General features: G+C 66.2%; 27 protein-coding genes and 1 tRNA gene. 13 read left to right on the forward strand and 15 right to left on the reverse strand.

Annotated elements, in window-relative coordinates:
- From ACTJKY_RS06540 to ACTJKY_RS06550, 3 genes are all read left to right on the forward strand, one after another.
- On the forward strand, positions 1-214 hold a 214-nt coding region (locus tag ACTJKY_RS06540; RefSeq protein ID WP_440844915.1), incomplete at its 5' end, for a hypothetical protein.
- 49 nt (positions 215-263) lie between these two features.
- The gene (locus ACTJKY_RS06545) at positions 264-2,405 is read left to right on the forward strand and encodes a prolyl oligopeptidase family serine peptidase (RefSeq protein ID WP_440844916.1); all 2,142 of its coding nucleotides are present in this window, start codon (positions 264-266) and stop codon (positions 2,403-2,405) included.
- A 16-nt stretch (positions 2,406-2,421) separates the two neighbouring features.
- Entirely contained in the window at positions 2,422-2,898 is a 477-nt protein-coding gene (locus tag ACTJKY_RS06550; protein ID WP_440844917.1) for a vgr related protein, read from the forward strand.
- A gap of 3 nt (positions 2,899-2,901) precedes the next feature.
- Here ACTJKY_RS06550 and ACTJKY_RS06555 read toward each other — a convergent pair whose 3' ends face one another.
- Both ACTJKY_RS06555 and ACTJKY_RS06560 read right to left on the reverse strand, forming a co-directional pair.
- Positions 2,902-3,285 carry a VOC family protein gene (locus ACTJKY_RS06555; RefSeq protein ID WP_440844918.1) on the reverse strand — a complete coding sequence of 128 codons (384 nt, stop codon included), beginning with the start codon at positions 3,283-3,285 and terminating at the stop codon, positions 2,902-2,904.
- Between the two features lie 14 nt (positions 3,286-3,299).
- Complete coding sequence (locus tag ACTJKY_RS06560; protein ID WP_440844920.1) at positions 3,300-6,047, reverse strand: [protein-PII] uridylyltransferase; 2,748 nt, start codon at positions 6,045-6,047, stop codon at positions 3,300-3,302.
- A gap of 205 nt (positions 6,048-6,252) precedes the next feature.
- On the opposite strand from ACTJKY_RS06560, the gene ACTJKY_RS06565 reads away from it, so the two are divergent.
- From ACTJKY_RS06565 to ACTJKY_RS06580, 4 genes are all read left to right on the forward strand, one after another.
- On the forward strand, positions 6,253-6,684 hold the full coding sequence (locus tag ACTJKY_RS06565; protein ID WP_440844921.1) for a hypothetical protein: 432 nt from the start codon (positions 6,253-6,255) through the stop codon (positions 6,682-6,684).
- A 68-nt stretch (positions 6,685-6,752) separates the two neighbouring features.
- On the forward strand, positions 6,753-7,244 hold the full coding sequence (locus ACTJKY_RS06570; protein ID WP_440844922.1) for a hypothetical protein: 492 nt from the start codon (positions 6,753-6,755) through the stop codon (positions 7,242-7,244).
- An 84-nt stretch (positions 7,245-7,328) separates the two neighbouring features.
- The gene (locus ACTJKY_RS06575; RefSeq protein ID WP_440844923.1) at positions 7,329-7,739 is read left to right on the forward strand and encodes a glycine zipper 2TM domain-containing protein; all 411 of its coding nucleotides are present in this window, start codon (positions 7,329-7,331) and stop codon (positions 7,737-7,739) included.
- Positions 7,740-7,792: 53 nt separating this feature from the next.
- The gene (locus ACTJKY_RS06580) at positions 7,793-8,218 is read left to right on the forward strand and encodes an OsmC family protein (protein WP_121074363.1); all 426 of its coding nucleotides are present in this window, start codon (positions 7,793-7,795) and stop codon (positions 8,216-8,218) included.
- Between the two features lie 65 nt (positions 8,219-8,283).
- On the opposite strand, the gene ACTJKY_RS06585 is transcribed toward ACTJKY_RS06580, so the two are convergent.
- From ACTJKY_RS06585 to ACTJKY_RS06595, 3 genes are read right to left on the reverse strand one after another with little or no spacing between them, the layout of a single operon-like run.
- Entirely contained in the window at positions 8,284-9,015 is a 732-nt protein-coding gene (locus ACTJKY_RS06585) for a hypothetical protein (RefSeq protein WP_440844924.1), read from the reverse strand.
- An 11-nt stretch (positions 9,016-9,026) separates the two neighbouring features.
- Positions 9,027-9,773: a 23S rRNA (guanosine(2251)-2'-O)-methyltransferase RlmB gene (gene rlmB, locus ACTJKY_RS06590; protein ID WP_440844925.1), complete on the reverse strand. Its 747-nt coding sequence runs from the start codon at positions 9,771-9,773 to the stop codon at positions 9,027-9,029.
- On the reverse strand, positions 9,773-11,377 hold the full coding sequence (locus tag ACTJKY_RS06595; protein WP_440844926.1) for a M20/M25/M40 family metallo-hydrolase: 1,605 nt from the start codon (positions 11,375-11,377) through the stop codon (positions 9,773-9,775). Before ACTJKY_RS06595 ends, rlmB begins: the two co-directional genes overlap by 1 nt.
- A gap of 121 nt (positions 11,378-11,498) precedes the next feature.
- On the opposite strand from ACTJKY_RS06595, the gene ACTJKY_RS06600 reads away from it, so the two are divergent.
- A tRNA-Tyr gene (locus ACTJKY_RS06600) sits at positions 11,499-11,585 on the forward strand.
- Positions 11,586-11,651: 66 nt separating this feature from the next.
- Here the strand turns inward: ACTJKY_RS06600 and ACTJKY_RS06605 are convergent.
- Entirely contained in the window at positions 11,652-11,852 is a 201-nt protein-coding gene (locus ACTJKY_RS06605) for a hypothetical protein (RefSeq protein WP_440844928.1), read from the reverse strand.
- 181 nt (positions 11,853-12,033) lie between these two features.
- Here ACTJKY_RS06605 and ACTJKY_RS06610 point away from each other — a divergent pair, with 181 nt between their 5' ends.
- Positions 12,034-12,210: a hypothetical protein gene (locus tag ACTJKY_RS06610; protein ID WP_440844929.1), complete on the forward strand. Its 177-nt coding sequence runs from the start codon at positions 12,034-12,036 to the stop codon at positions 12,208-12,210.
- On the opposite strand, the gene ACTJKY_RS06615 is transcribed toward ACTJKY_RS06610, so the two are convergent.
- From ACTJKY_RS06615 to rph, 3 genes are all read right to left on the reverse strand, one after another.
- Positions 12,173-12,643: a transcriptional regulator gene (locus ACTJKY_RS06615; protein WP_440844930.1), complete on the reverse strand. Its 471-nt coding sequence runs from the start codon at positions 12,641-12,643 to the stop codon at positions 12,173-12,175. The genes ACTJKY_RS06610 and ACTJKY_RS06615 overlap by 38 nt on opposite strands.
- A gap of 127 nt (positions 12,644-12,770) precedes the next feature.
- Complete coding sequence (gene rdgB / locus ACTJKY_RS06620) at positions 12,771-13,442, reverse strand: RdgB/HAM1 family non-canonical purine NTP pyrophosphatase (protein ID WP_440844931.1); 672 nt, start codon at positions 13,440-13,442, stop codon at positions 12,771-12,773.
- The gene (rph, locus tag ACTJKY_RS06625) at positions 13,439-14,152 is read right to left on the reverse strand and encodes a ribonuclease PH (protein WP_440844933.1); all 714 of its coding nucleotides are present in this window, start codon (positions 14,150-14,152) and stop codon (positions 13,439-13,441) included. Before rph ends, rdgB begins: the two co-directional genes overlap by 4 nt.
- Before the next feature lie 105 nt (positions 14,153-14,257).
- On the opposite strand from rph, the gene ACTJKY_RS06630 reads away from it, so the two are divergent.
- The 4 genes from ACTJKY_RS06630 (at position 14,258) to ACTJKY_RS06645 (ending at position 17,223) form a co-directional block, all read left to right on the forward strand.
- Complete coding sequence (locus tag ACTJKY_RS06630; protein ID WP_440844934.1) at positions 14,258-14,839, forward strand: DUF6438 domain-containing protein; 582 nt, start codon at positions 14,258-14,260, stop codon at positions 14,837-14,839.
- Between the two features lie 35 nt (positions 14,840-14,874).
- Positions 14,875-15,918 (forward strand): heat-inducible transcriptional repressor HrcA, encoded by a 1,044-nt coding sequence (gene hrcA, locus ACTJKY_RS06635; RefSeq protein ID WP_440844935.1) that lies wholly within the window; start codon positions 14,875-14,877, stop codon positions 15,916-15,918.
- Positions 15,919-15,933: 15 nt separating this feature from the next.
- Complete coding sequence (gene grpE / locus ACTJKY_RS06640) at positions 15,934-16,491, forward strand: nucleotide exchange factor GrpE (RefSeq protein ID WP_440844936.1); 558 nt, start codon at positions 15,934-15,936, stop codon at positions 16,489-16,491.
- Positions 16,492-16,776: 285 nt separating this feature from the next.
- A complete protein-coding gene (locus tag ACTJKY_RS06645) occupies positions 16,777-17,223 on the forward strand; it encodes a DUF1003 domain-containing protein (RefSeq protein WP_440844937.1) in 447 nt (148 codons plus the stop codon).
- Between the two features lie 5 nt (positions 17,224-17,228).
- On the opposite strand, the gene ACTJKY_RS06650 is transcribed toward ACTJKY_RS06645, so the two are convergent.
- From ACTJKY_RS06650 to ACTJKY_RS06675, 6 genes are all read right to left on the reverse strand, one after another.
- Positions 17,229-17,426 (reverse strand): hypothetical protein, encoded by a 198-nt coding sequence (locus ACTJKY_RS06650; protein WP_440844938.1) that lies wholly within the window; start codon positions 17,424-17,426, stop codon positions 17,229-17,231.
- An 84-nt stretch (positions 17,427-17,510) separates the two neighbouring features.
- Positions 17,511-17,723 (reverse strand): cold-shock protein, encoded by a 213-nt coding sequence (locus ACTJKY_RS06655; RefSeq protein ID WP_121074399.1) that lies wholly within the window; start codon positions 17,721-17,723, stop codon positions 17,511-17,513.
- Positions 17,724-18,106: 383 nt separating this feature from the next.
- Positions 18,107-19,123 (reverse strand): hypothetical protein, encoded by a 1,017-nt coding sequence (locus ACTJKY_RS06660; RefSeq protein ID WP_440844939.1) that lies wholly within the window; start codon positions 19,121-19,123, stop codon positions 18,107-18,109.
- Positions 19,124-19,460: 337 nt separating this feature from the next.
- Positions 19,461-19,856 carry a cupin domain-containing protein gene (locus ACTJKY_RS06665; RefSeq protein WP_440844940.1) on the reverse strand — a complete coding sequence of 132 codons (396 nt, stop codon included), beginning with the start codon at positions 19,854-19,856 and terminating at the stop codon, positions 19,461-19,463.
- Between the two features lie 7 nt (positions 19,857-19,863).
- A complete protein-coding gene (gene relB / locus ACTJKY_RS06670; protein WP_440844941.1) occupies positions 19,864-20,061 on the reverse strand; it encodes a type II toxin-antitoxin system RelB family antitoxin in 198 nt (65 codons plus the stop codon).
- A gap of 185 nt (positions 20,062-20,246) precedes the next feature.
- On the reverse strand, positions 20,247-21,857 hold the full coding sequence (locus tag ACTJKY_RS06675) for an anti-phage dCTP deaminase (protein WP_440844943.1): 1,611 nt from the start codon (positions 21,855-21,857) through the stop codon (positions 20,247-20,249).
- Positions 21,858-21,987: the final 130 nt, after the last annotated feature.

Raw genomic sequence — 21,987 nt, forward strand, 5'->3', positions numbered from 1 at the left:
GTTTCGCTTGCAAACCCGCCGGCGCTCCCCATTTCTGCCGCCGAACAGGGGGCATCGCCTCGGCAGGCGGTGCTGGAGAAACGACATGTCTCGCAAGTCCAAACGGGCGCGGTCGGCCGCGCCCATCGATATCGGCGCGTGGATCGCCGCGCTGCTGGCGCTGTCGCCGCTCGCGGCCTTTGCCTGGGTGATCGAGCTCAACGGCTTGGCTTGAGCCAAGGCACCGGCCTGCTAGGGTAGGCGCATTCTCAGGGAGCCCTTGAATGCGCCGTGCATTGATCCTGCCGTTACTCTTCGCCAGCCCCGCCTTCGCCCAGACACCTAAGCCGGAGACCACCGCGCCGATGACCAAGTTCGCCTATCCCGAAACCCGCCGCGTCGACGTGGTGGACGAACAGTTCGGGGTGAAGGTCGCCGATCCCTATCGCTGGCTGGAAAACGACGTCCGCAATGATCACGAAGTCGCCGCCTGGGTCGAGGCGGAGAACAAGGTCACCGACGCCTATCTGGCGACGCTGCCGGGTCGCGACGCGCTGAAAGGCCGGATCAAGCAGCTGTTCGATTACGAGCGCTTCGGCGTGCCCGAGCAGAAGGGCGGCCATTATTTCTACGCGCACAACAGCGGCTTGCAGAACCAGGCGGTGCTGTTCGTCCGCGACGGTCTGAACGGCCAGGGCCGGGTGCTGATCGATCCCAATGGCTGGGCGAAGGACGGCGCCACCGCGCTCGCCGAATGGCTGCCCAGCGAGGACGGCAAGCTGCTCGCCTATTCGATTCAGGACGGCGGCACCGACTGGCGGACGATCAAGGTGCTCGACGTCGCCACCGGCAAGGAGACCGGCGACACGGTGAGCTGGGCCAAGTTCACCATGGGCGTGGCCTGGGCGAAGGACGGCAGCGGCTTCTTCTACTCGCGCTATCCCGAGCCGCCGGCGGACGCCAAGTTCCAGGCGCTCAACGAGAACCACCGCATCTATTTCCACAAGCTGGGCACCCAGCAGTCGGCCGACCGGCTGGTCTACGAGACGCCGTCGACGCCCAAGCAGAGCCATTATGCCGGCATCACCGACGATGGCCGCTATCTGGTGATCACCACCAGCGAGGGGACCGACAACAAGAACCTCGTCCATATCGTCGAACTGAAGGACCCCGCCTGGAAGGCGAAGACCGTCATAGGCAAGCTGGAGCATGATTGGTCGCCGATCGGCAATGTCGGCACGAAGTTCTGGTTCGCGACCGACGACGGCGCGCCGCGCCAGCGCATCGTCACCATCGACCTCGCCGACCCGGCGCTCACCCCGCACGAGGTGGTGCCCGAGCAGAAGGAGACGCTGGCCGGCCAGTCGATCGTCGGCGACCGGCTGATCCTCAGCTACATGGTCGATGCCGCCACCGAGGTCCGCCGCTACACGCTGGACGGCAAGGCCGACGGCAAGGTCGCGCTGCCCGGCATCGGCACCGCGAGCGGCTTTGGCGGGCATCCGCATGACGGCGAGACCTTCTTCGCCTTCACCAGCTTCAACTATCCGACGACGATCTTCCGCTACGACGTGAAGACCGGCAAGGCCGAGCCCTGGGCGCAGCCGAAGGTCGCGTTCGACCCGCAGGACTATGCGGTCGAGCAGCGCTTCTATGCCTCGAAGGACGGCACCAAGGTGCCGATGTTCATCGTCCGCAAGAAGAGCGTCACCGGCCCCGCGCCGACGATCCTCTACGGCTATGGCGGGTTCAACATCCCGATCACCCCGGGCTTCTCGGCGGGCCGGCTGGCCTGGCTGGAGCAGGGCGGCGTGTTCGTCGTGGCGAACATCCGCGGCGGCGGCGAATATGGCAAGGCGTGGCACGATGGCGGCCGGCTCGCCAACAAGCAGAATGTGTTCGACGACTTCATCGGCGCGGGCGAGTTTCTGATCAAAGAAGGCATCACCGGCAAGGGCCAGCTGGCGATCCAGGGCGGCTCCAATGGCGGCCTGCTGGTCGGCGCGGTGACCAACCAGCGCCCGGACCTGTTCGCCGCGGCGCTGCCCGCGGTGGGCGTGATGGACATGACCCGCTTCGACCGGTTCACCGCCGGCCGCTACTGGGTCGACGATTACGGCTATCCGTCGAAGGAAGCGGACTTCAAGCGGCTCTATGCCTATTCGCCCTATCACAACATCAAGAGCGGCGTGGAATATCCGGCGATCCTGGTGAGCACGGCGGATACCGACGACCGCGTCGTGCCGGGCCACAGCTTCAAGTACACGGCGGCGCTGCAGCATGCCCAGATCGGCGACCGCCCGCATCTGATCCGCATCGAGACTCGCGCCGGCCACGGCTCGGGCAAGCCGACCGACAAGGTGATCGAGGAAACCGCCGACCTCTGGGCGTTCGCCGCCAAGTGGACGGGGCTCGCGATCAAGTAAGCAGGGGAGGGCGGCCATGTCCGGCGACGACCCGCGACAGGGCCGCCCTCTTACCGATGCCGAGCGGGCGCTGGCCCGCGGTATGTTCGGCACTGCGATCGATCTTGATCCGGTGCGGGTATATCGGCGGAAGTGGTTTCCCTTCCAGCCGCGGGGCGTGACCATGGCGCCGCGCGGGCATCTCCACTTCCACCCGGCGGGCGATGCCTATCGGGACTGTTTTGCCAGCGCGGGGCTGGGGCTGCAGGGGCATCTGATTCACGAGCTGGTCCATGTCTGGCAGCACCAGCATGGGCTGAACCTCGTGCTGCGGCGGCATCCGTTCTGCCGCTACCACTACAGCATCAAGCCGGGCTGGACGCTGGCCCGGTATGGCATCGAGCAGCAGGCCGAAATCGTCCGTCACGTCTTCCTCCTGCGGCAGGGGGCCGTGGTGCCGGGGGCGCCACCGCTGGCGACGCTGGAGAGCATCCTGCCGTTCGGGACGGGGTAGGTCCTACTCCGCAGGCGGTTCCCATAGTTCGATCGGGTTGCCCTCGGGATCGTGGATGCGGGCGAAGCGGCCGGTTTCCGGCGTGTCCCACTCCGCCCGCGTCTCGATCGCCACGCCCGCGGCGTTGAGCTGCTCGAGCAGCCCGTCGAGATCGATCACCCGCAGGTTGAGCATCACCTGCTTGTCCGCCGCGTAATAGCTGCTGTCTGCAGGAAAGGGCTGGAACACCACGCCACCGGGTTCGGGATACCAGAACCAAGGGCTCGGCTGGCCGCTGGAATCCGTGCCGCAGCCGCCGCCGACGCCCAGCATCTCCTGGTACCAGCGCTTCAGCCCCTCCGGATCCTGCGCACGAAAGAAATAGCCGCCCAGCCCCACTACCGGCATGTTGGTCCCCCCGATCAGGCGGCCTGGGCGATTTCCTCGCCGGCCGCGGCCTCCAGCAGACGCCGCTCGATCGTCTTGAGTCGCGACGTCGAGCTGATCTTATCGCCGATCAGGTCGGTAAGATAGAAAGTATCCACCGCGCGCTCGCCATAGGTGGCAACATGGGCGGAGTGAATCGTCACCTTCGACTGGAACAGCGCATTAGCGAGACTGTAGAGTAGCGCCGGCCGATCGCGCGCATTGACTTCGATGACGGTGAAGCGGTTCGACGCCTTGTTATCGATGAACACATTGGGTTCGATCGAGAAGGCATCGGCACGGGGGCGCACCGGCGCCTTGGTCTTGAGCCGTTCGGAAAGCCGGCCACGGTTCGCCAGGGCATCGGCGATGCCGGTCTTGAGCCGGGTGAGCCGCGCCTCCTCGTCGAACGGCTGTCCGAACGGGTCCTGGACCAGGAAATTGTCGAGCGCCATGCCATCGCGCGTGGTGTGGATCCGCGCGTCGATGATGTTGCCGCCGGCGACATGGATGGCGCCGGCGATCCGGTAGAACAGGCCGGGATGGTCGGCCGCGTAGACCGTGACCAGCGTCGCGCCGCGTTCGGGATAGACCTGCGCCTCGACGTGCAGCGTCGCATCCCCCGCGGCGGCGACCATCGCGGCGTTGCGCTCCAGCACGTCGCTCGGCTCGGCGATCCAGTAGCTTTCGGTGAAGCGGCGCTTGAACGCCTCGAACTTGGGCGCAGGCCAGCCGAGTGCTGCGCCCAGCTCGTCCTGCTTGGCGGCGATCCGCTCAGTGCGGCCGCGCTGCTTGTGGCCGAGGCGCAGCACCTCCTCCGCAGCTTCGTACAGCCCGCCGAGCAACTGGCGCTTCCAGCCGTTCCACACGCCCGGGCCGACCGCGCGGATGTCGACCACGGTCAGCGCCAGCAGCATGCGCAGGCGCTCGGCGCTCTGCACCTGGGCGGTGAAATCGAGGATGGTCTTGAAGTCGGCCAGGTCGCGCTTGAACGCGGTGGCGGACATCAGCAGGTGCCAGCGCACCAGCCAGGCCACCATCTCGGTCTCGCCGGGCGTGAGGCCCAGCCGCGGGCAGAGCCGCTCCGCCACTTCGGCGCCGAGGATCGAATGGTCGCCGCTGCGACCCTTGGCGATATCGTGCAGCAGCACTGCAACGTACAGCGCGCGGCGCGAGGCGAGCTGGTGGAGGATGCCGCTGGCGAGCGGATGGTCCTCCTTGAGCTGGCCCTTCTCGATCTTGCTGAGCAGCCCGATCGCGCGGATCGAATGCTCGTCCACCGTATAATGGTGGTACATGTCGAACTGCATCTGCGCGACGACGCGGCCGAACTCGGGCACGAAGCGGCCGAACACGCCCGCCTCGTTCATCCAGCGCAGCACCGTTTCCGGGTCGCGTGGCGAGGTCAGCACGTCGAGGAACAGCGCGTTGGCGCGCGGATCGGTGCGGACGTCGTCGACCAGCTTGGCGTCGCGGGCAGCGGCGCGCATCGCCAGCGGGTGGATCTCCACCTCGTGCAGGTCGGCCAGCGCGAACAGCTCGATCAGGCGGACCGGATCCTCGCGGAAGAAGGTGTCACGCGGCAGCGCCAGCCGGCCGCGCTCGAGCACGAAGCCCTTGAGCTTGCGCCGGCCGCGCCAAAGCGCGGGGAAGCCGAAGCGGCGGCCGCGCGCCGCGAACTTCTCGTCGAGATGCGCGAGGAACACGCCGGTGAGGTCGCCCACCACCTTCGCCTGGAGGAAGTAATAGCGCATGAAGCGCTCGACTTTGGACATGCCGGGCCGGTCGGCGAAGCGCATCCGCTCGGCGATTTCGCGCTGGACGTCGAAGGTGAGGCGGTCTTCGGGGCGATTGGTGATCAGGTGGAGCTGGCAGCGCACCGCCCAGAGGAAGTTCTCGGCGCGGCGGAACTGGCGATATTCGGTGGGCGTCAGCAGCCCGGCCTCGACCAGCTGCGCCGGTTCGCCGACATTGTAGGCGAACTTGCCGATCCAGAAGAGCGTGTGCAGGTCGCGCAGGCCGCCCTTGCCCTCCTTGACGTTGGGTTCGACGACATAGCGGCTGTCGCCCATCTTCTTGTGGCGGGCGTTGCGCTCCTCCAGCTTGGCGGTGATGAACCCTCGGGCCTTGTCCGCCTGCAGCTCCGCCTTGAAACGCTTGGCCGCCTCGTCATAGAGCTCGGTATCGCCCCACACATAGCGCGCCTCGAGCAGCGCGGTGCAGACGGTGACGTCGGCCTTGGCCTGGCGGACCATCTCGTCGAGCGAGCGCGAGGAATGCCCCACCTTCAGCCGCATGTCCCACAGCGAATAGAGCATCGATTCGATCACCTGCTCGCTCCAGCCGGTGACCTTCCAGGGGGTGAGGAAGCCGATGTCGATGTCCGAATGCGGCGCCATCTCGCCGCGGCCATAGCCGCCCACCGCGATCAGCGTCATCCGCTCTGCGGCGGTGGGGTTGGCATTGGGGTGGAGCCGCTCGACGGTGAAGTCCCAGAGCAGGCGCAGGATCTGGTCGGTGAGGAAGGCGCCCGCCGCGGCGGCTTCCAGCCCGCGCGAGGGGTGTTCGGCGAGGCGACGGGCGATCTCCGCCTGGCCCGCGTCGAGCGCAGCCTTCAGCTCGGTGGCGCCCGCCTGGCGCAGTGCGGCGGTGTCGCGGGCCTCCAGCGCGGCGAGGCGTTCGGCGACGGCGCGGCGATCGATCAGGGCGCGGCGATGGGGGACGGAAGCGAAGCGGGTCGGCATGCGAGTCAGATAGGAGGATTTGGGGGGAAGTTCACGCGGGAAGGGAAGGGGAGCACGATTTCCTGCCTTCTTAAGCCCTCCCCTGAAGGGGAGGGGCTATTGCTTGCTTCACCGTCTGCGCGGGAACAAAAGCTGAGCCATGTGGGTAGGGCGCGGCAACCTCCTGCGGAGACGCCGTTTGCCCTTGAAGACCTGCTCCATCGCCATGACGCTGCTGCTCCTGGTGCCGCTTGCCGCCTGCAACGGCCCGAAGCCGGCCGACGACCCGACCGCGAACGTCGAATCGACCGCAACGCCAAGCCCCGTGCCGTCCCCCCGCGCCACGCCGGTGGCGAACGACGAGACCCCGCCACACTCCGCCGCCAAACAGTGCCGCTTCGAGGTTGACGGCAAGACGCTGCTCGACGGCCGCTGCCAGGTTTATCCGATGGGCGACGGCGGCTACACGCTCAACACCTGGAGCGCCGGCAAGCCCGCCCAGTCGCATTTCGCGGTGGTCACCACGCGCGCCGACGGCAAGGCCGACGCCAGCTGGAATGCCGATCCCGACGACGACAGGGCTGGCGACCCGCTGGGCACCGTCACCCGCAAGGACGGCTGCTGGGTGAACGAACGCGCCCGCATTTGCGCCCGCTGATCCTGCATCGCGCGGAACACGCGCGCGCCCCGGCCCGTTGACCGTGCCGTAACCGAAAGGAGATTTCGATGGCCACCGCCAGCAAGACGCCCAAGACCCCCACGCCGCGCAAGCGCACCCCCAAGGCCGCGACCACGGCTGCAGCCGCCGACACCAAGGTAGAGCCCGCCGCCGCCAAGCCTGCGCCCAAGGCCCGCCCGAAGCGCGCGCCCAAGGTAGCCGCGCCGGCGACCAAGGTCCGGAAGCGCTCGGCGCTGGGGCGGACCGGGATTGCGGCGATCGCCGCTGCCGGGCTGGGTGCGATCGGCGCGGTCGCGTTCGGCGCGCTGTGGAGCCGCCGTACCGCCGCGGAGCCGGGCACCGTGCCGACCGACCTGATGGGCGACAGCCATCCGGACGGCAGCCAGCGCGCGATCGAGCAGTTCCGCCCCGACCCCACCGCGTCGATCCCGGCCAACGAGCGTGAGGCGTTCGCGCCGGCGCTGGCCGGCGGCTCGGCACCGACGCTGGTCGCCGGTCAGGCCGCCGAGCTTCGCCGCAACGACGCGGCGCCTTCCTGATCCTCCCCGGATCGGCACGGCCGGGCAACCTTCCGCGCGGCCGTGCATTGCCCACGCATATCAACATGGATCAGGAGAGACCCGATGCGCATTTTCGCTTTGAGCATGGTCGCGGCCGCGACGCTGGTTTCCGGTTGCGCCGAAGGCGGTTACGGCCCCGGTTATGCCGGCGGCGGCGGCTATCGCCAGTACGACTATAACCGCCCCGACCCGGCCTATAACGGCTATTATGCTGACCGCTATTATCGCGAGAATCCGCGCGTGCGCGAGCGTCGCCTGTCGCAGAACGATCGCGTCTATCGCGGCCAGGACGGCCGCTATTATTGTCGCCGCAACGACGGCACGACCGGCCTGATCGTCGGCGGCGTGGCGGGCGGCCTGCTCGGCAACATCATCGCGCCGGGCGGATCGCAGACGCTGGGCACGCTGCTCGGCGCCGCGGCCGGTGCTGCCGCAGGTCGTTCGATCGATCGCAACAACGTCACGTGCAAGTGATAGGATCGGGCCGGGGGTCGATTCCCCGGCCCGGCCTTTTCCAGGAGCCAGTCATGACCACGCGCACCGCCACCGCCCGCTACACCGGCTTCGGCAAGGCCGGTAAAGGCCAGTTGACCAGCCCCTCGGGCGTGCTGGAAGCGACGCCCTACAGCTTCAACACGCGCTTCGGCGACGAGAAGGGCACCAATCCGGAAGAGCTGATCGCCGCCGCGCACGCCGGCTGCTTCACCATGGCGTTGAGCTTCGCGCTCGCCCAGGCGGGGTTCAGCGACGGCACGCTGGAGACGACGGCCGCGGTGAAGCTGGAGCAGGACGGCGACGGCTTCACCATCACCCGTTCGGACCTGAAGCTGCGCGCCGAAGTGCCCGGCATCAGCGAGGAGCAGTTCGAAGCGCTCGCCAAGGGTGCCGAGGCGAACTGTCCGGTGTCCAAACTGCTCAAGGCCCAGATCGCACTGGAGTGGGAACTGGCCTGAACCCTGTCCCCAAAGGGGGGGTGGAGAGGGCGGGCGGGTGCACAGCGCACCCGCCCGTTTTCGTGTCAGCGCAAGGGGGCGACGCGCAGCGCGGCCATCGGCGCATCCTTGGTTCGAGTATCCACCTTCCAGCGGATCACCTTCTCGCTGCCGACGGTCTCGGCGCCGGCCTCGTTGTTCTGGCTGATCACCTCGGCATCGGTGGTGAGGGTAAACGTCCCCTCCATGCGATCGGCCGCCTCCGCGCCTTGCGACATGCCCGCGCCCATGCCGCCAAGGCCCGCGGCTTCGCTCTTCTGCCGGGCAAAGCCCTGCGCCTTCACCCGCACCGCATCCTTGCCGCGCAGCTCGATCGCGATCCAGGGCAGGACGATCTCGTTATCCTGGTTGTACGGGTAGACGAAGGCGTGATCGAGCACGCCCGAGAGCGCGAAATCGACATAGAAGATGCCGTTGCCGCGATATTCGACGCTGCGATAGCCCGCTTCCTTGGCGAGCTCGACCGCGAGCTTGCGATATTCCTCGTCGCGCTTCGCCTGCTCGGCCGCCTTGACCTTGGCCGGATCGGCCGAGCCGTTCTTGTCCTTCTTGGCGGCCTCTTCCTCGGCCAGCTTCGTGAAATCGCCCCCGATCCCCTTCAGGTCGATGGCGACCACCTCCCCCTTGTAGGTGAAGGTGAAGCTGCGATCGCGGTGGATGGTGAGCGCGGAATCGAATTTGCCGGGCACGAACAGGCAGCTTGCCAGCACGAGGGGCGCAAGCACCGCCAGCGCCAGCGATCGCAACATCTTGGTCACGCCCCTGCTCCTCAGCCGCGCGTTTTCACCGCGTAGAGCGCCACGGCCGCGGCGTTCGACACGTTCAGGCTTTCCACCTTGGGCGAGATCGGCAGGCGGGCGAGCTGGTCGCAATGCGCCTCGGTATTCTGGCGCATGCCTTCGCCTTCGGCACCCAGCACCAGCGCGACGCGGCCCTCGCCCATCACTTCGCCCAGCGTCGCCTTGGCATGGCCGGTGAGACCGACGCGCCAGAAGCCGGCTTCGGCGATCTCGTCGAGCGCGCGCGACAGGTTCACCACGCGCACCCACGGCACCACCTCCAGCGTCCCCGCCGCCGAGCGGGCGAGGGTGCCGGTCTCGGGCGGCGCGTGCCGGTCCTGCGTCACGATGCCGAGCGCATCGAACGCCGCCGCCGAGCGCAGGATCGCGCCGACATTGTGCGGATCGGTCACTTGGTCGAGCACCAGCAGCGGGCGCTTGTCCTCGGCGCCCTGTTCGAGCAGGTCACCGAGCCAGATCTCCTCGAGCGGGTCGACTTCGGCCACCAGCCCCTGGTGCGGCGCATCGGAGGGCACGAGGCGGCCGAGATCAGCCACGTCGGCATAGGTGATCGGGATGATCGGGGGCAGGTCCAGCGCCGACAGCGCCTCGCGTGTGCCCCAGATCTTGCGCACCGTCCGTTCCGGGTTGGCGAGTGCCGCGAGCACCGCGTGACGGCCGTAAAAGCGCGGCCGCGATGCAGGTGCCTGGCTGGGACGATGGCCTCGACGTTTCATCAGTGTGCAGACTCCGGGAAATTGTAGAACTGATCGGCCGGGGTCGGCGCGGTCGCAAGCGGCGCGCGCGGCAGCGGCTGATCGCTGTTGGCGGCGTTGATCAGGAATGCGGCGAGGATGGTTGCGCCTTGGCGCATATCGTCGGCCTTCAGATGATCGAACGTATCGACGTCCGTATGATGCACCATGGAGCCATAGTCGAGGGGGTCCTGGATGAACTGGAACGCGGGCACGCCCACCGCGTCGAAGAAGACATGGTCGGTGCTGCCGGTGCGCCGTGCCGAAACCTGGGTCGCGCCCATCGCATGGAAGGGCGTGAACCACTGCTCGAAGATCGGCATCACCGCGGTGTTGCCCTGCGCATAGATGCCGCGAATCTTGCCCGATCCGTTGTCGAGGTTGAAATAGGCGGCGAGCTTGGCGTGGTCCTGCCCCGGGGTGATCGGGAAGGCGCGGCTCCAGGTCATGTAGCGGACGATGCCGCTGGCACCGGCGTCGACCGGGCGCTTGGCGATATGGGCCTCGACATAGGCCATCGATCCGAGCAGGCCCTGCTCCTCGCCCGCCCACAGGGCGAAGCGGATCGCGCGCTTGGTCTTGATGCCCGAGGCGCGGATGATGCGGGCCGCTTCCATCACCATCGCGCTGCCGGCGCCATTGTCCGCCGCGCCGTCGCCCATCGCCCAGCTATCGAGATGCGCGCCGGCCATCACATAGCCCGCCTTGGGATCGGTGCCGGGGATGTCGGCGAGGATGTTGTAGCCCTTGGTGTCGCTGTCGTCGAAGTGGTTGACAGCATCGATTTCCAGCGTCGGCTTGGCGCCCATCTTGGCGAGGCGGGCGAGGCGGCGATAATCCTCGGCCGCGATTTCGATGCCCGGCAGGGTGCCCGACTGCCCGACCTGGAACTGGCTGTTCTGGCCGTGGACCAGCTTGCCGTTGCGGCTCGACATGATCGCATAGCCGATCGCGCCCTCCTCCTTCAGGAACGCATCGCGCTTGCCGGCGAAGGTGTAGCGGGCCGGGTTGAAGGGGCGTTCTCCGTCGCCGTTGGGCAGTTCGTAGAAGTCGCGCTTGGCCATCTCCTCGACGCTCCAGCGCTTGAACGGCGCTTCGGTCGCTTCCTCCAGCTCGCGCGGCTCGGTGATCAGCACCACCTTGCCCTTCAGCTTGCCCTTGTACTGGGCGAAGGCGGCCTCGTCGGCGATCGGGGCGAGCACGACCTCGCCGGTGATCGTGCCGTTGGTGCCCGGGGTCCAGGGCAGGGGGGCGGCGACCAGCTGGAGCGGGCGGGGGGCGACCATGCGCACCGCCAGCTTCTCGTTCGACCAGCCGCGCCCGAACTCGAAGCCTTCCTTGTGGACGTTGACCAAGCCCCATTCGCGGAACTTGGCCTGGGTCCAGTCCTCCGCCTTGCGGATGCCGGGCGAGTTGGTGAGCCGCGCGCCGATCACGTCGGTGAGGTATTGCGCGATTCGCATCACCTCCGAATGATTGGTGCCCTGGTCGATCACGCGATCCGTGGGGCTAGTCTGGATCGTCTGGGCGGCGATCGGTGCGCTGGCGAGCAGCGCGGCGGTGAGAGCAAGCAAGGTGCGACGCATATATTATCCCCCCGAAATATGACGGCGCGACGCTATGCGGACAAAAGAGTGCACACAAGGCGTTGACAGGTTCGATTGGCTTCGGCATTGGGCCCCCTCGCTCGCAAGCGGCGGTCTCCATGGATAGGTGGCCGAGTGGTTAAAGGCAGCAGACTGTAAATCTGCCGGGCTTCGCCCTACGGTGGTTCGAATCCATCCCTATCCACCACCGCCGCTGCGAGCGATCCTCCCTTCAGGATCGCGAAAGCTGCGCGCAGGCAGCCTGACCCGCGGGTCAGCGGTTGCCGTATAGCGCGAGTGTCCGGTCGCGATATTCGATCAGTTGCAGAAGATGGTCGAGCTCGCAGATCTGCGCTGCCGGCGCGCCTTCGCGGATTCCCTTCTCGATCTGGTCGAGAAGATAGCGCCCGCTGCCGCCACCGTGCGTCAGGTAGATGGCTTCGGCCCGTTCAAGGAGCGTAGCAAGCGGCGTCACGGGGCTTCCTTGCGGCAAAACAAGGTTAATATCCAAAACGGATATAGTCCCGCAATGCACAAAGCCTTGCGATTTTGTTAAGATGTGTCCTAGGCGTGTCCCGTGTAGGGATTATTCCTCACTTGTTCGCGCGTACCTAAAAATCCAATGTGGACATAAAGATACGCGAGTTATTGAATCAATGGACGAACGGGGCGCAGGTATCGAGGCGGTGTGCACGCACCTGGTGGACGCGATCGCGCTGCTCGACCTTTTGGGAGAGGATGCCGAGGCGGCCAACATATCGCTGTCGCTCGAACGCCTGACCGCCAGATATGCGGTTATGGCACCATCGGGTGCGCTGCCCGATCCAAGATAAGGTCGAAATAGCGGTCGAGCGCCAGGCCCGTTTTCTCGGTCAGTTCCAGATAGGTAAACCGCCGGTCGGTGGCCAGGCTGCGCTTGTGGATCATTTCGCGCCGCGCGAGCGCGTTGATCCAGCGCAGTGCGGTGGTGGTCGGTACCCCGGAGGCGGTGCACGCTGCCGAGGTCGACACGTCCTTGCCGTCCGCGCGGCTGACATAGAGCGTCAGCAGGATGTTGAACGCCGGATCGGCGAACAGGTCCTTGGCGACTTCCCGCTCCAGCAGCGTGCGACCCCAAAGAATCATGCGCGCGAGTTGCAGCCGACCGAGCGAACCGGCCAGCGATTCGCCGGTGCCCGCAGGGGATCCACCAGCGAATTGCGTAAAGAGCCGCTTGATTTCGCTCAGCCGCGCATCGACTTCATCGAATAGTTCGGTGCCGCGCACCCCCAATTTATCCTCCATCGTCCCCCGTGCTTAGGCACCGATCGTTACTCGATCAACATATGGACGTCGTTAGGATAGCTTAAACCTTCGGTGCCATGAATATCAGTGCGGCCATCACAGATGTGCCTCAGAAGACCGAGGTGACCAACTGGCGGAATGCATCGGCACGGTGGCTCATGCCATGTTTCGCCGCAGGATCCATTTCGCCAAACGTTTCCGCATGCCCCTGCGGTACGAACATCGGATCATAGCCGAAGCCCTTTTCACCGCGCGGCGGCCAGACGAGTTCGCCATGGACTCGCCCCTCGAACCATTCGACATGGCCGTCGGGCCAGGCGAGTGCCAGCGCGCAGACGAAATGCGCGGCGCGGCTGGTCTCGGGCGGCAGCGCCGCCAGCTTGTCCTCGACCCGCTGCATCGCCAGGCCGAAGTCGCGTCCCTCGAAGGGTGCGACCGGCTCCAGCCCGTCCATCCCCGGCGCAGCCGCGCCCCAGCGGGCGGAGTAGATGCCGGGGGCGAGCCCCAGCGCCTCGACGCACAGCCCCGAATCATCGGCGAGGGCGGGGAGCCCCGACAGGTCCGCCGCCTGCAGCGCCTTGAGCTCGGCATTGGCGACGAAGCTGGTGCCGGTCTCCTCGGGCTCGGGCAGGTCGAGCTCGGCGGCCGAGACCGGCTCGATCCCATAGGGACCGAGCAGCTCGCGGATCTCGCGCACCTTGCCTTCATTGTGGCTGGCGATCACCAGCCGGCCAGGCGCGAGCTTGCGGATAGCCTGCGGGGTTTCGCCTTCGCCGCTCATCCGATCGCCTTCAGCTGGGCGTCGAAGATGCGGGTGCAGCCGATGCGAGCCAGACGGAGCAGGCGCAGCAGGCCTTCCTCGTCATAGGTCGCGCCCTCGGCGGTGGCCTGTGCCTCGGCGATGTTGCCGTTGGCGAGCAGCACGAAGTTCGCGTCCGCATCGGCCGACGAATCTTCGGGATAATCGAGGTCGAGCACCGGCGTGCCCTGGTAGATACCGCAGCTCACCGCCGCCACCTGGGTGGTGATCGGATCAGTGGCGATCGCGCCTTCCGCCATCAGCTTGTTGACCGCAAGGCGCAGCGCCACCCAGGCGCCGGAGATCGCCGCGGTGCGGGTGCCGCCATCGGCCTGAAGCACGTCGCAATCGAGGGTGATCTGGCGTTCGCCGAGCAGCTTGAGGTCGGTCACCGCGCGCAGTGAACGGCCGATCAGCCGCTGGATTTCCTGGGTGCGGCCCGACTGCTTGCCCTTGGCCGCTTCGCGCTGGCCGCGGGTGTGGGTGGCGCGGGGCAGCATGCCGTATTCGGCCGTCACCCAGCCTTCGCCCTTGCCGCGCAGGAACGGCGGCACGCGCTCTTCGACACTGGCGGTGACGAGCACGCGGGTGTCGCCGAAGCCGATCAGCACCGAGCCTTCTGCGTGGCGGGTGAAGTTCGGCGTGATGGTGATTTCCCGCATTTCGTCGGGGGCGCGGCCGGATGGGCGCATGCGATTCAGTCTCCCTAAAGATCGAGCCGGGCACCTAGACCGTGGCGGCGCGTTCCGCCAGTCTCGCACGAACGCGAGCAGAAGGCATGGGGAAGAAAGACACGCATGCGCCAATTGGTTGCACTGATTTTCGCGGGCGCGGTGCTCGGCGGCTGCATCCCGCAGGTGGCGCCGCCCGAAGGACCTGCGCGCCAGGCGCCTGTCAGGCCCTCCCGCCCGGCGCCGCCGCCGCCGGTGAGCAGCGGCATCCCCGCAGGCCCGTCCGCACCGATCGTGCGCGGCGAGATGATCCGCTACACCACCAGCCCCTGCGGCGGCGCATGCCCGGTCTACACGGTGACCGTGCGGCCGGACGGCACCGGCACCTTCGAGGGTCAGCGCTTCACTGCGGTGACCGGCGCGCGCGACTTTCGGGTGTCGCCGGCGCAGTATGAGGCCTTCCTCACCCGCCTCGCACCCTATCGTCCGCGCAGCGGCAGCGTCCGCACCGCGCCGGGGACGCCGGCCTGCGGCCCGCACGCCACCGACATGCCGAGCGTCGAGATCCAGTGGGATGGAAGAGCTGGGCACCGCGCCTTCTCCTATTATTTCGGCTGCGACCGCACGCGGAACCCCGGCGTCGCCGATGCCCTGGGGTCGGCATCCGATCTCCTGCCGATCGCCGGTCTCATCGGCGCGCGGCCTTGAAGCCGACCCGCGGCACCGCCTAGATAAAGGGTACCATGATCACGCCGCCGATCCCCGAGCTGACCGACCGTGCGCGCGACGTGTTCCGCATCGTGGTGGAATCCTATCTCGACAACGGCGCGCCGGTGGGTTCGCGCACCATCTCGCGCATCTCGGCGCTGAACCTGTCGCCGGCGTCGATCCGCAACGTGATGCAGGATCTCGAGGAACTCGGGCTGCTCGCGGCACCCCATACCAGTGCCGGCCGGATGCCGACCGAGAGCGGACTGCGCCTGTTCGTCGACGGGATGATGCAGGCGAACGAACCCTCGGTCGAGGAACGCGCGACGATCGAAGCGCGGGCCGGTGCCGGCGGTCCGGTGGAGGATGCCATCGCCGGCACCACTGCCGCGCTGTCCGGGCTTTCGGCCTGTGCGGGACTCGTGCTGGTCCCGAAGGCCGAGACCGTGCTGCGCCAGTTCGGCTTCGTGCCGCTCAGCCAGGATCGTGCGCTAGCCGTGCTGGTCGGCGAGGACGGCACGGTGGAGAACCGGGTGGTCGAGCTGCCCGGTGGCGTCGATCCGATGTCGCTCCAGCGCGCCGCCAATTACATGAGCGCCACACTCGCCGGGCTGACGCTCGCCGAGGCGCGGGTGCGGATCGAGCGGGAGCTGCGCCAGCAGCAGGCGGCGCTCGACGCCGCCGCCGCCGACCTGGTCGAACGCGGCCTTGCGGTCTGGAGCGAGGATAGCGGCCGCCGCCCGGTGCTGATCGTCCGCGGCCAGGCCCGGCTGATCGACACCCACGCCACCGAGGACCTCGACCGCGTCCGCCAGCTGCTCGACGAGCTGGAGGGCAAGGAGGAGATCGCCCGGCTGCTCGACAGCGCCCGGGAAGGCGAGGCGGCGCGGATCTTCATCGGCTCCGAGAACAAGCTGTTCGCGCTTTCCGGCTCGTCGGTGATCGCCAAGCCGGTGCGCGCGCTGGACGGTCGGGTGGTCGGGGTTGTCGGCGTGATCGGCCCGACCCGGTTGAACTATGCCCGCGTCGTGCCCATGGTGGATTTCACGGCGGCCACATTGGCCCGTTTGCTGGCCTGAAGAAAACAGGGAACCATGTCCGAGAACATCGAAAATACCGAACCGACCCAGGGCGAAACGCTGCGGGAAGAGACTGCACAGGCTGCCCCGGAGGTTGCCGAGCAGGACCGTGTCGCCGAGCTGGAGGCGCAGCTGGCCGAGGCCAAGCAGGCGCATCTCTACGTCCAGGCCGACATGCAGAACCTCCGCCGCCGCACCGAGAAGGAAGTGGCGGATGCCCGCGCTTACGCGGCGACCAGCTTTGCCCGCGACGTCCTTTCCGTGGCCGACAATCTCGGCCGGGCGCTGCAGGCGATCCCCGCCGAGCTGCGCGAGGACGAGAAGATGAAGGGCCTCGTCACCGGCCTGGAGGCCACCGGCCGCGAGCTGGAGGCGATCTTCGGCCGCCACGGCATCTCCAAGGTGGTGGCGCTGGGCGAGGCGCTCGACCCCAACAAGCACCAGGCGATGATGGAAATGCCCGTCGCCGACAAGGAGCCCGGCACCGTGGTGCAGGAGATCCAGTCCGGTTACATGATCAAGGACCGGCTGCTCCGCCCGGCGCTCGTCGCCGTCGCCAAGAAGCCCGACTGACCGGCCTTCGCCTCGCTCCGAAAGGGGCGGGGCCTTGCCGCGGCGGTTCGTCGCATTGCGGCACGAACCCGTAATTCCCGTTGGTTGACACCCATCCCTGCCGCGCCCATTTGCAGGGCGGTCGCGGGACAGCCGCGACCCTTTCGTAGCGGATCCGAGAAGGAACCATGCCCAGTAACGATCAAAGTAGACCGACCGCGCCTGCCAGGGCCGCCGCGCTGATCTGATCGTACTGGTCACTTCATGCGCCGGCCCGGGCGGGCCGGTCGGCAATGAGGTGACCCCATGAATGCAGCCATTCGTTTCCTGAACGACCTGCGCCGGATCGGCGGCGCGTCGCGGGACCTCAACGCGGTGTTCGACGAACGCCTGACCTTCGGCGAGCGCCTCGCCGATCGGGTCGCGGCGGTCGGCGGCTCGTGGGGGTTCATCATCGGCTTCGGCGTGTTTCTCGGCGCCTGGGCGCTGATCAACACGGTCGTGCTCGCCGCGCACGCCTTCGACCCGTTCCCGTTTATCTTCCTGAACCTGATGCTGTCGATGCTGGCGGCGCTGCAGGCCCCGATCATCATGATGAGCCAGAATCGCCAGGCAGCGAAAGACCGGCTGGAGGCGCGGCTCGATTACGAGACCAACCTGCGCGCCGAGGCGCAGATCGAGGAGCTGCACGCCAAGATCGACTCGCTGCACGCTGACATTGCCCGCCTCGTCGAGGTCCGGGCGCCGCGCTGATCGCCTCAGAAGGCGACGGCGCGGGCTTCCTTTTCGGCTTCGTTGAGGGCGCGCTGGGTGGCAACCCGCTCGGCGCGCACCGCCATCGCTTCCCAGGCCGCCTGGGAGCGGAGGTGCCGTTCGCGAACATTGTCGAGATCGCAGCCGGCGGCGGCATTGCCGGCTTCGTCGGCGCGGGTGCGGAACAGTTCGATTTCGGTCATCGGCGGGGCATCCTCGCTGGAGAAAGAGGGCGGGGGCATGCGAAAACGGCGGCCCCGTCAGGAGCCGCCGTCTTGTTCTTCAGGTCAGTCAGCCGCCTGGAGATTGACCGCTGCCATCTTGCCGCGGCGATCCTCTTCCAGCTCATAGGTCACGCGCTGGTTCTGCTGCAGCGTGATCATGCCGGCGCGCTCCACGGCCGTGATGTGGACGAAGGCGTCGTTGCCGCCGGTATCCGGCGCGATGAAGCCATAGCCCTTGTCGGCGTTGAAGAACTTGACGGTGCCAGTGATGCTCATGGGTGTTTTCCTTACATTGTCGGCGCGCCCCGTGCGGGCGGACCTCGCGCTTCAGGGCAGGGATGGAAGGAAAACGGAGCCGCAAAGCACCAGAGACCAACGATTTGCGACTTCAGCCCCCCCTATGTGCGCTCTTGGGCGCCCGATTGCAATGCCGCGCCGCCCGATTGCGCCCGGCCGTGCCCGCCGGACGACCCGCGGCGCCGCGCTTTGCCGCGTACTTTGCCCTACCGTTTCGGCCGCGCCGGCGGCCCCCCACGCGGCCCCGAATCGCCTCCGCACGGCACCGCGCGCCCACCGACTCGCGGATCGACTCGCGCCGGCACCTCCACCACTTCGATCTCGTCGGCGAAGAAGGCGTCGCGGGCCTCGGCCGCCTCGGCCTACCGTGCCGCACGGGCGATGCGGAGCGGCCCCTCGATCGCCTCGCGCTCGCGGTCGCTGAGTTCGCGCGAATAGTCGGGATCGCCATATTCCAGCTCCTCCTCGCCGTAGAAATCGTCGTCGGGCGGGAAGCTGGTGCGCCAGTCGTTCCAGAAACTGCTCCACCAGACCGGCTGGCCGTCGGGATTGTCGTCATCGCAAAGTTGCGGAAGTTTAGGCTCGTGCAAATTTTCGTCCTCGGCCGCCGGGGCCTCGGGCGCGAGCACCAGCAGCCCCGCCGCCTCGGCCCGCGCCCATTGCTCGGCGCTCCAGCCCGCGCGCTGCGCCGGATCGAGATCGGCGACCGCCACCGCCTCGGGCGCATCGCTGCGCCCGCGCAGCCAGGCATCGGCGCGGGCGAGCGTGCGGACCGGCGCGAGATCGTCCGGCACCCCGTCGCCCGCATCCCCCGCCAGCCGCCGCGCGAGGAACAGCCCGGCGCGCGCCGCACCGCCACCCTGTTCCACCAGCGCCAGATATTGCTCGAACTCGGCGGCGGCGAGCCGCGCGGCGGCATGGTCGGCGGGGCCCTGCGCATCGTCCGCCAGCCGATCGAGCCGGGTGAGCATGTGCATCGCCAGCCGGTTGTCGTGGCGCTGGCGGGTGATGGTGGAGCCGTCGGGGCGGGTGATCGTCTCGACGCTGCCATGCACCGCGCGTTCGAGCAGCGCGTCGGCCAGATGCTCGCGCGCGAGCAGCAGCGCCGCCTGCCAGCCGAGCGCGAACGCCGCCCCGCGCGCCGAGCGGCGCAGCGCATAGGCCGAGGTGACCGACATGCCGAGCGCGAGGCAGGTGTTGGTGATGCTATGCCCCTCCGCCAGCATCTCGAGGAACTTGCGCTGCCGCTCCGCCGTCCAGCCATCGGCGCGCACCGCGCGGACGGGCGTGGGCGCGGGACCGCGATCGATCAGCGCATCGAGGCAGAACAGATCGTCGCCGTCGGGATGGGGCGGGAGGATTTCGGCAAGGTCGGACATGTCGCGTCTCCTGGAAGTCCAAGGCGACTCGCCAGATATGCCGGAACGGGGGCTGTAGGAAAGCGCTTTGTTGCTGGTTTGTTCTTTTGATGGGGAGGGTGGGGCCCAGTGTCTCCTTCCCGCCCGGGGAAGGGGGGGGGCAGGGCTGACGGAAGGGGAGGAAACACGCCGGCCCTATGAACAGGCGCACACCCACCCCAAACCGTCATCCCGGCGAAAGCCGGGATCCATTGGGGCCTCGGTTCCGGCTCGAGCCATGAGGGCGTGGCGTCTGGATCCCGGCTTTCGCCGGGATGACAATGGGAAGGAGCGGGGACCTGCCCCCACGCCCCCGCACTCAGCGCGGCCGGTGGGTGGTGCCGATGCCGGGGGTGATGAAGATCGCGGTGCAGGTTGCGCCCGGCGCGACATCGGCGGTGTGCCACGTGCCCGGCGGGTTGATGGCATAGTCGTTCGCGGCGAGCGTCACGCTCTCGGTGCGGCCGTCGGCATGTTCCTGGTGGAGCGTGCAGGCGCCCTGGGTGCAGATCACGAGTTCCGCGCCGTACGGGTGCATCTCCCACGAGTCCCAGCTCTCGGAAAAGGCGAACTGCGAGACCAGCCGGCCCTCCAGCCCGTCCGCGGCGTGGCGGGCGGCATAGGCCTCGAACCAGTCGGCGCCGGTGAAGTCGGGCTCGACGGCGGCGCTGGCGGCGCGGCCGAGATGGGCGGGGTTGGTGGGGAGGTGGGGCATGGAGGCGTCAGTCCTGCGGCTTTTTGTGCCGGTCGAGGAGTGCCTGCACCTGCGCCATGACGACCTCGTGCGGGATGCTGGGCCGGGGGTCGGCGAGCGCCTTCTCGATCTTGGCACGGAACCATGCGTCATAGGCTTCCGGCGAGGGGATCGGCCCCGGCGGGGCATAGTCGGAATCCGGGAAGTTGGAGTCGTCCTCGGGCATGGCCGGAGGATATCGCATCGGGGCAGAGGGAAGAAGGATTTTGCGCATAAGCGCGCCAACGCGCGCAGAAGGAGAAGCACGAGACGACGCTCTTATACCCTCCGGGTGTCAAATCCTTAAAAAGGGTTAGGCTAAAAGGGCTTCAAAATTCTCGTGCCTTCGCTAATTCGAATTTGCTTCTGAGGCTACTCCGCCAAAGATCTATCAGGTATTTCCATTGTGCCAATAAGCTTCGAAAGAGCAAACAACTCTAGGCGAGTGTAGTTTGGAACTGTGACGTCCATCATTGGGGTCGGGAACGTTTTGTACCAGCGATTGGCTGATGCAGATAATTTTCTTTTGCCCTTTTCGAATATGTCTCTGTACCTAAACGGCGAAATTCCAAGAAACGGAATGAAGGAAACCTTCGATGAGCTAAGCTTTTCGATTTCTACTTCATTATAATGAAGCTCCTTGGCGCGACTTTTCGGGTATGGCTCCATGTAGTACACTTGTCTGATGCCCGACGCTAGGATGTGCTTCGTGCAGTTATGACAGGGAAAGGTAGTGCAATAGAGCACAGTGCTTCTAAGTGGAATGCCCCTTCGAGCGGCGTCGCAAATGGAGTTCATCTCAGCATGAACTACTCGTCCAAACTCCGTAAGGTCAGATATCAGTGCGCCATGCAGGCAGCCCGATCCATCATTGTCTTGTGCGATCGGGTTCTTCTTTGTTAGAGCATTCAGTAGTTTGCCGCTAGACGTTCCAAGCTTCTTTGCTTTCTCAGATAGCAAATCGGCTTTCTCAAGGCGCTCAATAACATCTCGGAGAACGTCTCGTTTGATCAGATCGTTTGGGTCGGCTCCGAGCTTGATATCTCTATAATCAGGCTCTTCCGTGTCCCAATAGTTTCCACCAAACGCCTTTGGAACTTCGTTACATCCTTGGGTTAAAAGATCTCCATCATTGGAAAATATCGCAGCACCTACTTGCCGGGATAGGTCTGTTGATCGGAGTGACGCGGCCTTCGCCGCGTACATACCAAACTCGTCTTTAGTTGGGGCTGTTTCATTCAAGCCAAATAGCGCGTTGATAAAGCGAGTTATCTTGGAGCGCATCGGCACCGCAGTCATGCCATCTATGAACACATCGGCAAGGTGAAAGGCATCCCGTAGATGTTGACCATATTCATTAGCATCCTCGCTAGCGTCCTTCAAAATGAGCGACTCGGCTAGGCTGTGGATGCGAGAGACCTTAGTATTTATTGGAACAGTCTGTTTAATTTTATCATAAAACAATTTTATTCTATCTTGCTCAGAGCCGTAGGCAGACACAAGTATGAACTGTTTCCCGTAAACGCTTCTCAAGAGCGCAACTTCCTCTGGACGTTTCACTTGTCTAATAATGTAGGCGACGCTGCCAGGAATCTTGTCTTCTAAATTTATGTCTGCAGACGCGGGTGCTGTTCCTGCGCTGAATTCGGACAGAGGCTGCGCGTTTATCAAGCCGCGCTCTCGGCGTATTGCGTCGATCACGTACCGCATGGCCCACGCGGGATCATCGTTGTCGCGGCAAATCTGACTCGTATGATCCATTTTGTATTTCAGGATCGAATAGTAATCTCGCCGCTTCGGCTTGCGAACGGACGATGGTACATTTTCTATTTCGGAAGTAAGCCTTATGAGGCGCGAGCGGTATTCGACGGCGTGAAGCGCTTCGCTTAGGGCTGTGCAAATCGCATCGATATCAACCCCGACGGGGCCGGCGATTCCAAAAACCAGCTCCGGATAATGGAGCGAATTTATTGCGTCGTTCACAGGATTTTCCCCTAGGCCCCTAGCGCATGCCATTCTCTGCGTTAGAGTGATGTTAGGTCAAGGGGAGAGCGTGATGAGCAACCAAACTCTAGAAGAGCGCCGGGCTGGCCAAGCTGCTCAAGTTGCTCTG

The sequence above is a fragment of the Sphingomonas sp. 22176 genome, assembly GCF_052045505.1.
Classification (GTDB): Bacteria; Pseudomonadota; Alphaproteobacteria; order Sphingomonadales; family Sphingomonadaceae; genus Sphingomonas.

Bases quoted from the DNA above. Each gene is read 5' to 3' on its own strand.
- ACTJKY_RS06650 (WP_440844938.1), bottom strand. From the start codon at position 17,426: ATGACCGAAATCGAACTGTTCCGCACCCGCGCCGACGAAGCCGGCAAT.
- relB (WP_440844941.1), bottom strand. From the start codon at position 20,061: ATGCCCGAGGACGACTCCAACTTCCCGGATTCCGACTATGCCCCGCCG.
- ACTJKY_RS06555 (WP_440844918.1), bottom strand. From the start codon at position 3,285: ATGCCGGTAGTGGGGCTGGGCGGCTATTTCTTTCGTGCGCAGGATCCG.
- ACTJKY_RS06560 (WP_440844920.1), bottom strand. From the start codon at position 6,047: ATGCCGACCCGCTTCGCTTCCGTCCCCCATCGCCGCGCCCTGATCGAT.
- ACTJKY_RS06595 (WP_440844926.1), bottom strand. From the start codon at position 11,377: ATGCGTCGCACCTTGCTTGCTCTCACCGCCGCGCTGCTCGCCAGCGCA.
- ACTJKY_RS06655 (WP_121074399.1), bottom strand. From the start codon at position 17,723: ATGAGCATCACTGGCACCGTCAAGTTCTTCAACGCCGACAAGGGCTAT.
- hrcA (WP_440844935.1), top strand. From the start codon at position 14,875: ATGATCACGCCGCCGATCCCCGAGCTGACCGACCGTGCGCGCGACGTG.
- ACTJKY_RS06660 (WP_440844939.1), bottom strand. From the start codon at position 19,123: ATGTCCGACCTTGCCGAAATCCTCCCGCCCCATCCCGACGGCGACGAT.
- ACTJKY_RS06575 (WP_440844923.1), top strand. From the start codon at position 7,329: ATGCGCATTTTCGCTTTGAGCATGGTCGCGGCCGCGACGCTGGTTTCC.
- ACTJKY_RS06610 (WP_440844929.1), top strand. From the start codon at position 12,034: ATGGACGAACGGGGCGCAGGTATCGAGGCGGTGTGCACGCACCTGGTG.
- ACTJKY_RS06630 (WP_440844934.1), top strand. From the start codon at position 14,258: ATGCGCCAATTGGTTGCACTGATTTTCGCGGGCGCGGTGCTCGGCGGC.
- ACTJKY_RS06565 (WP_440844921.1), top strand. From the start codon at position 6,253: ATGACGCTGCTGCTCCTGGTGCCGCTTGCCGCCTGCAACGGCCCGAAG.
- rlmB (WP_440844925.1), bottom strand. From the start codon at position 9,773: ATGAAACGTCGAGGCCATCGTCCCAGCCAGGCACCTGCATCGCGGCCG.
- ACTJKY_RS06550 (WP_440844917.1), top strand. From the start codon at position 2,422: ATGTCCGGCGACGACCCGCGACAGGGCCGCCCTCTTACCGATGCCGAG.
- ACTJKY_RS06665 (WP_440844940.1), bottom strand. From the start codon at position 19,856: ATGCCCCACCTCCCCACCAACCCCGCCCATCTCGGCCGCGCCGCCAGC.
- ACTJKY_RS06580 (WP_121074363.1), top strand. From the start codon at position 7,793: ATGACCACGCGCACCGCCACCGCCCGCTACACCGGCTTCGGCAAGGCC.
- ACTJKY_RS06645 (WP_440844937.1), top strand. From the start codon at position 16,777: ATGAATGCAGCCATTCGTTTCCTGAACGACCTGCGCCGGATCGGCGGC.
- rph (WP_440844933.1), bottom strand. From the start codon at position 14,152: ATGCGCCCATCCGGCCGCGCCCCCGACGAAATGCGGGAAATCACCATC.
- rdgB (WP_440844931.1), bottom strand. From the start codon at position 13,442: ATGAGCGGCGAAGGCGAAACCCCGCAGGCTATCCGCAAGCTCGCGCCT.
- ACTJKY_RS06570 (WP_440844922.1), top strand. From the start codon at position 6,753: ATGGCCACCGCCAGCAAGACGCCCAAGACCCCCACGCCGCGCAAGCGC.
- grpE (WP_440844936.1), top strand. From the start codon at position 15,934: ATGTCCGAGAACATCGAAAATACCGAACCGACCCAGGGCGAAACGCTG.
- ACTJKY_RS06545 (WP_440844916.1), top strand. From the start codon at position 264: ATGCGCCGTGCATTGATCCTGCCGTTACTCTTCGCCAGCCCCGCCTTC.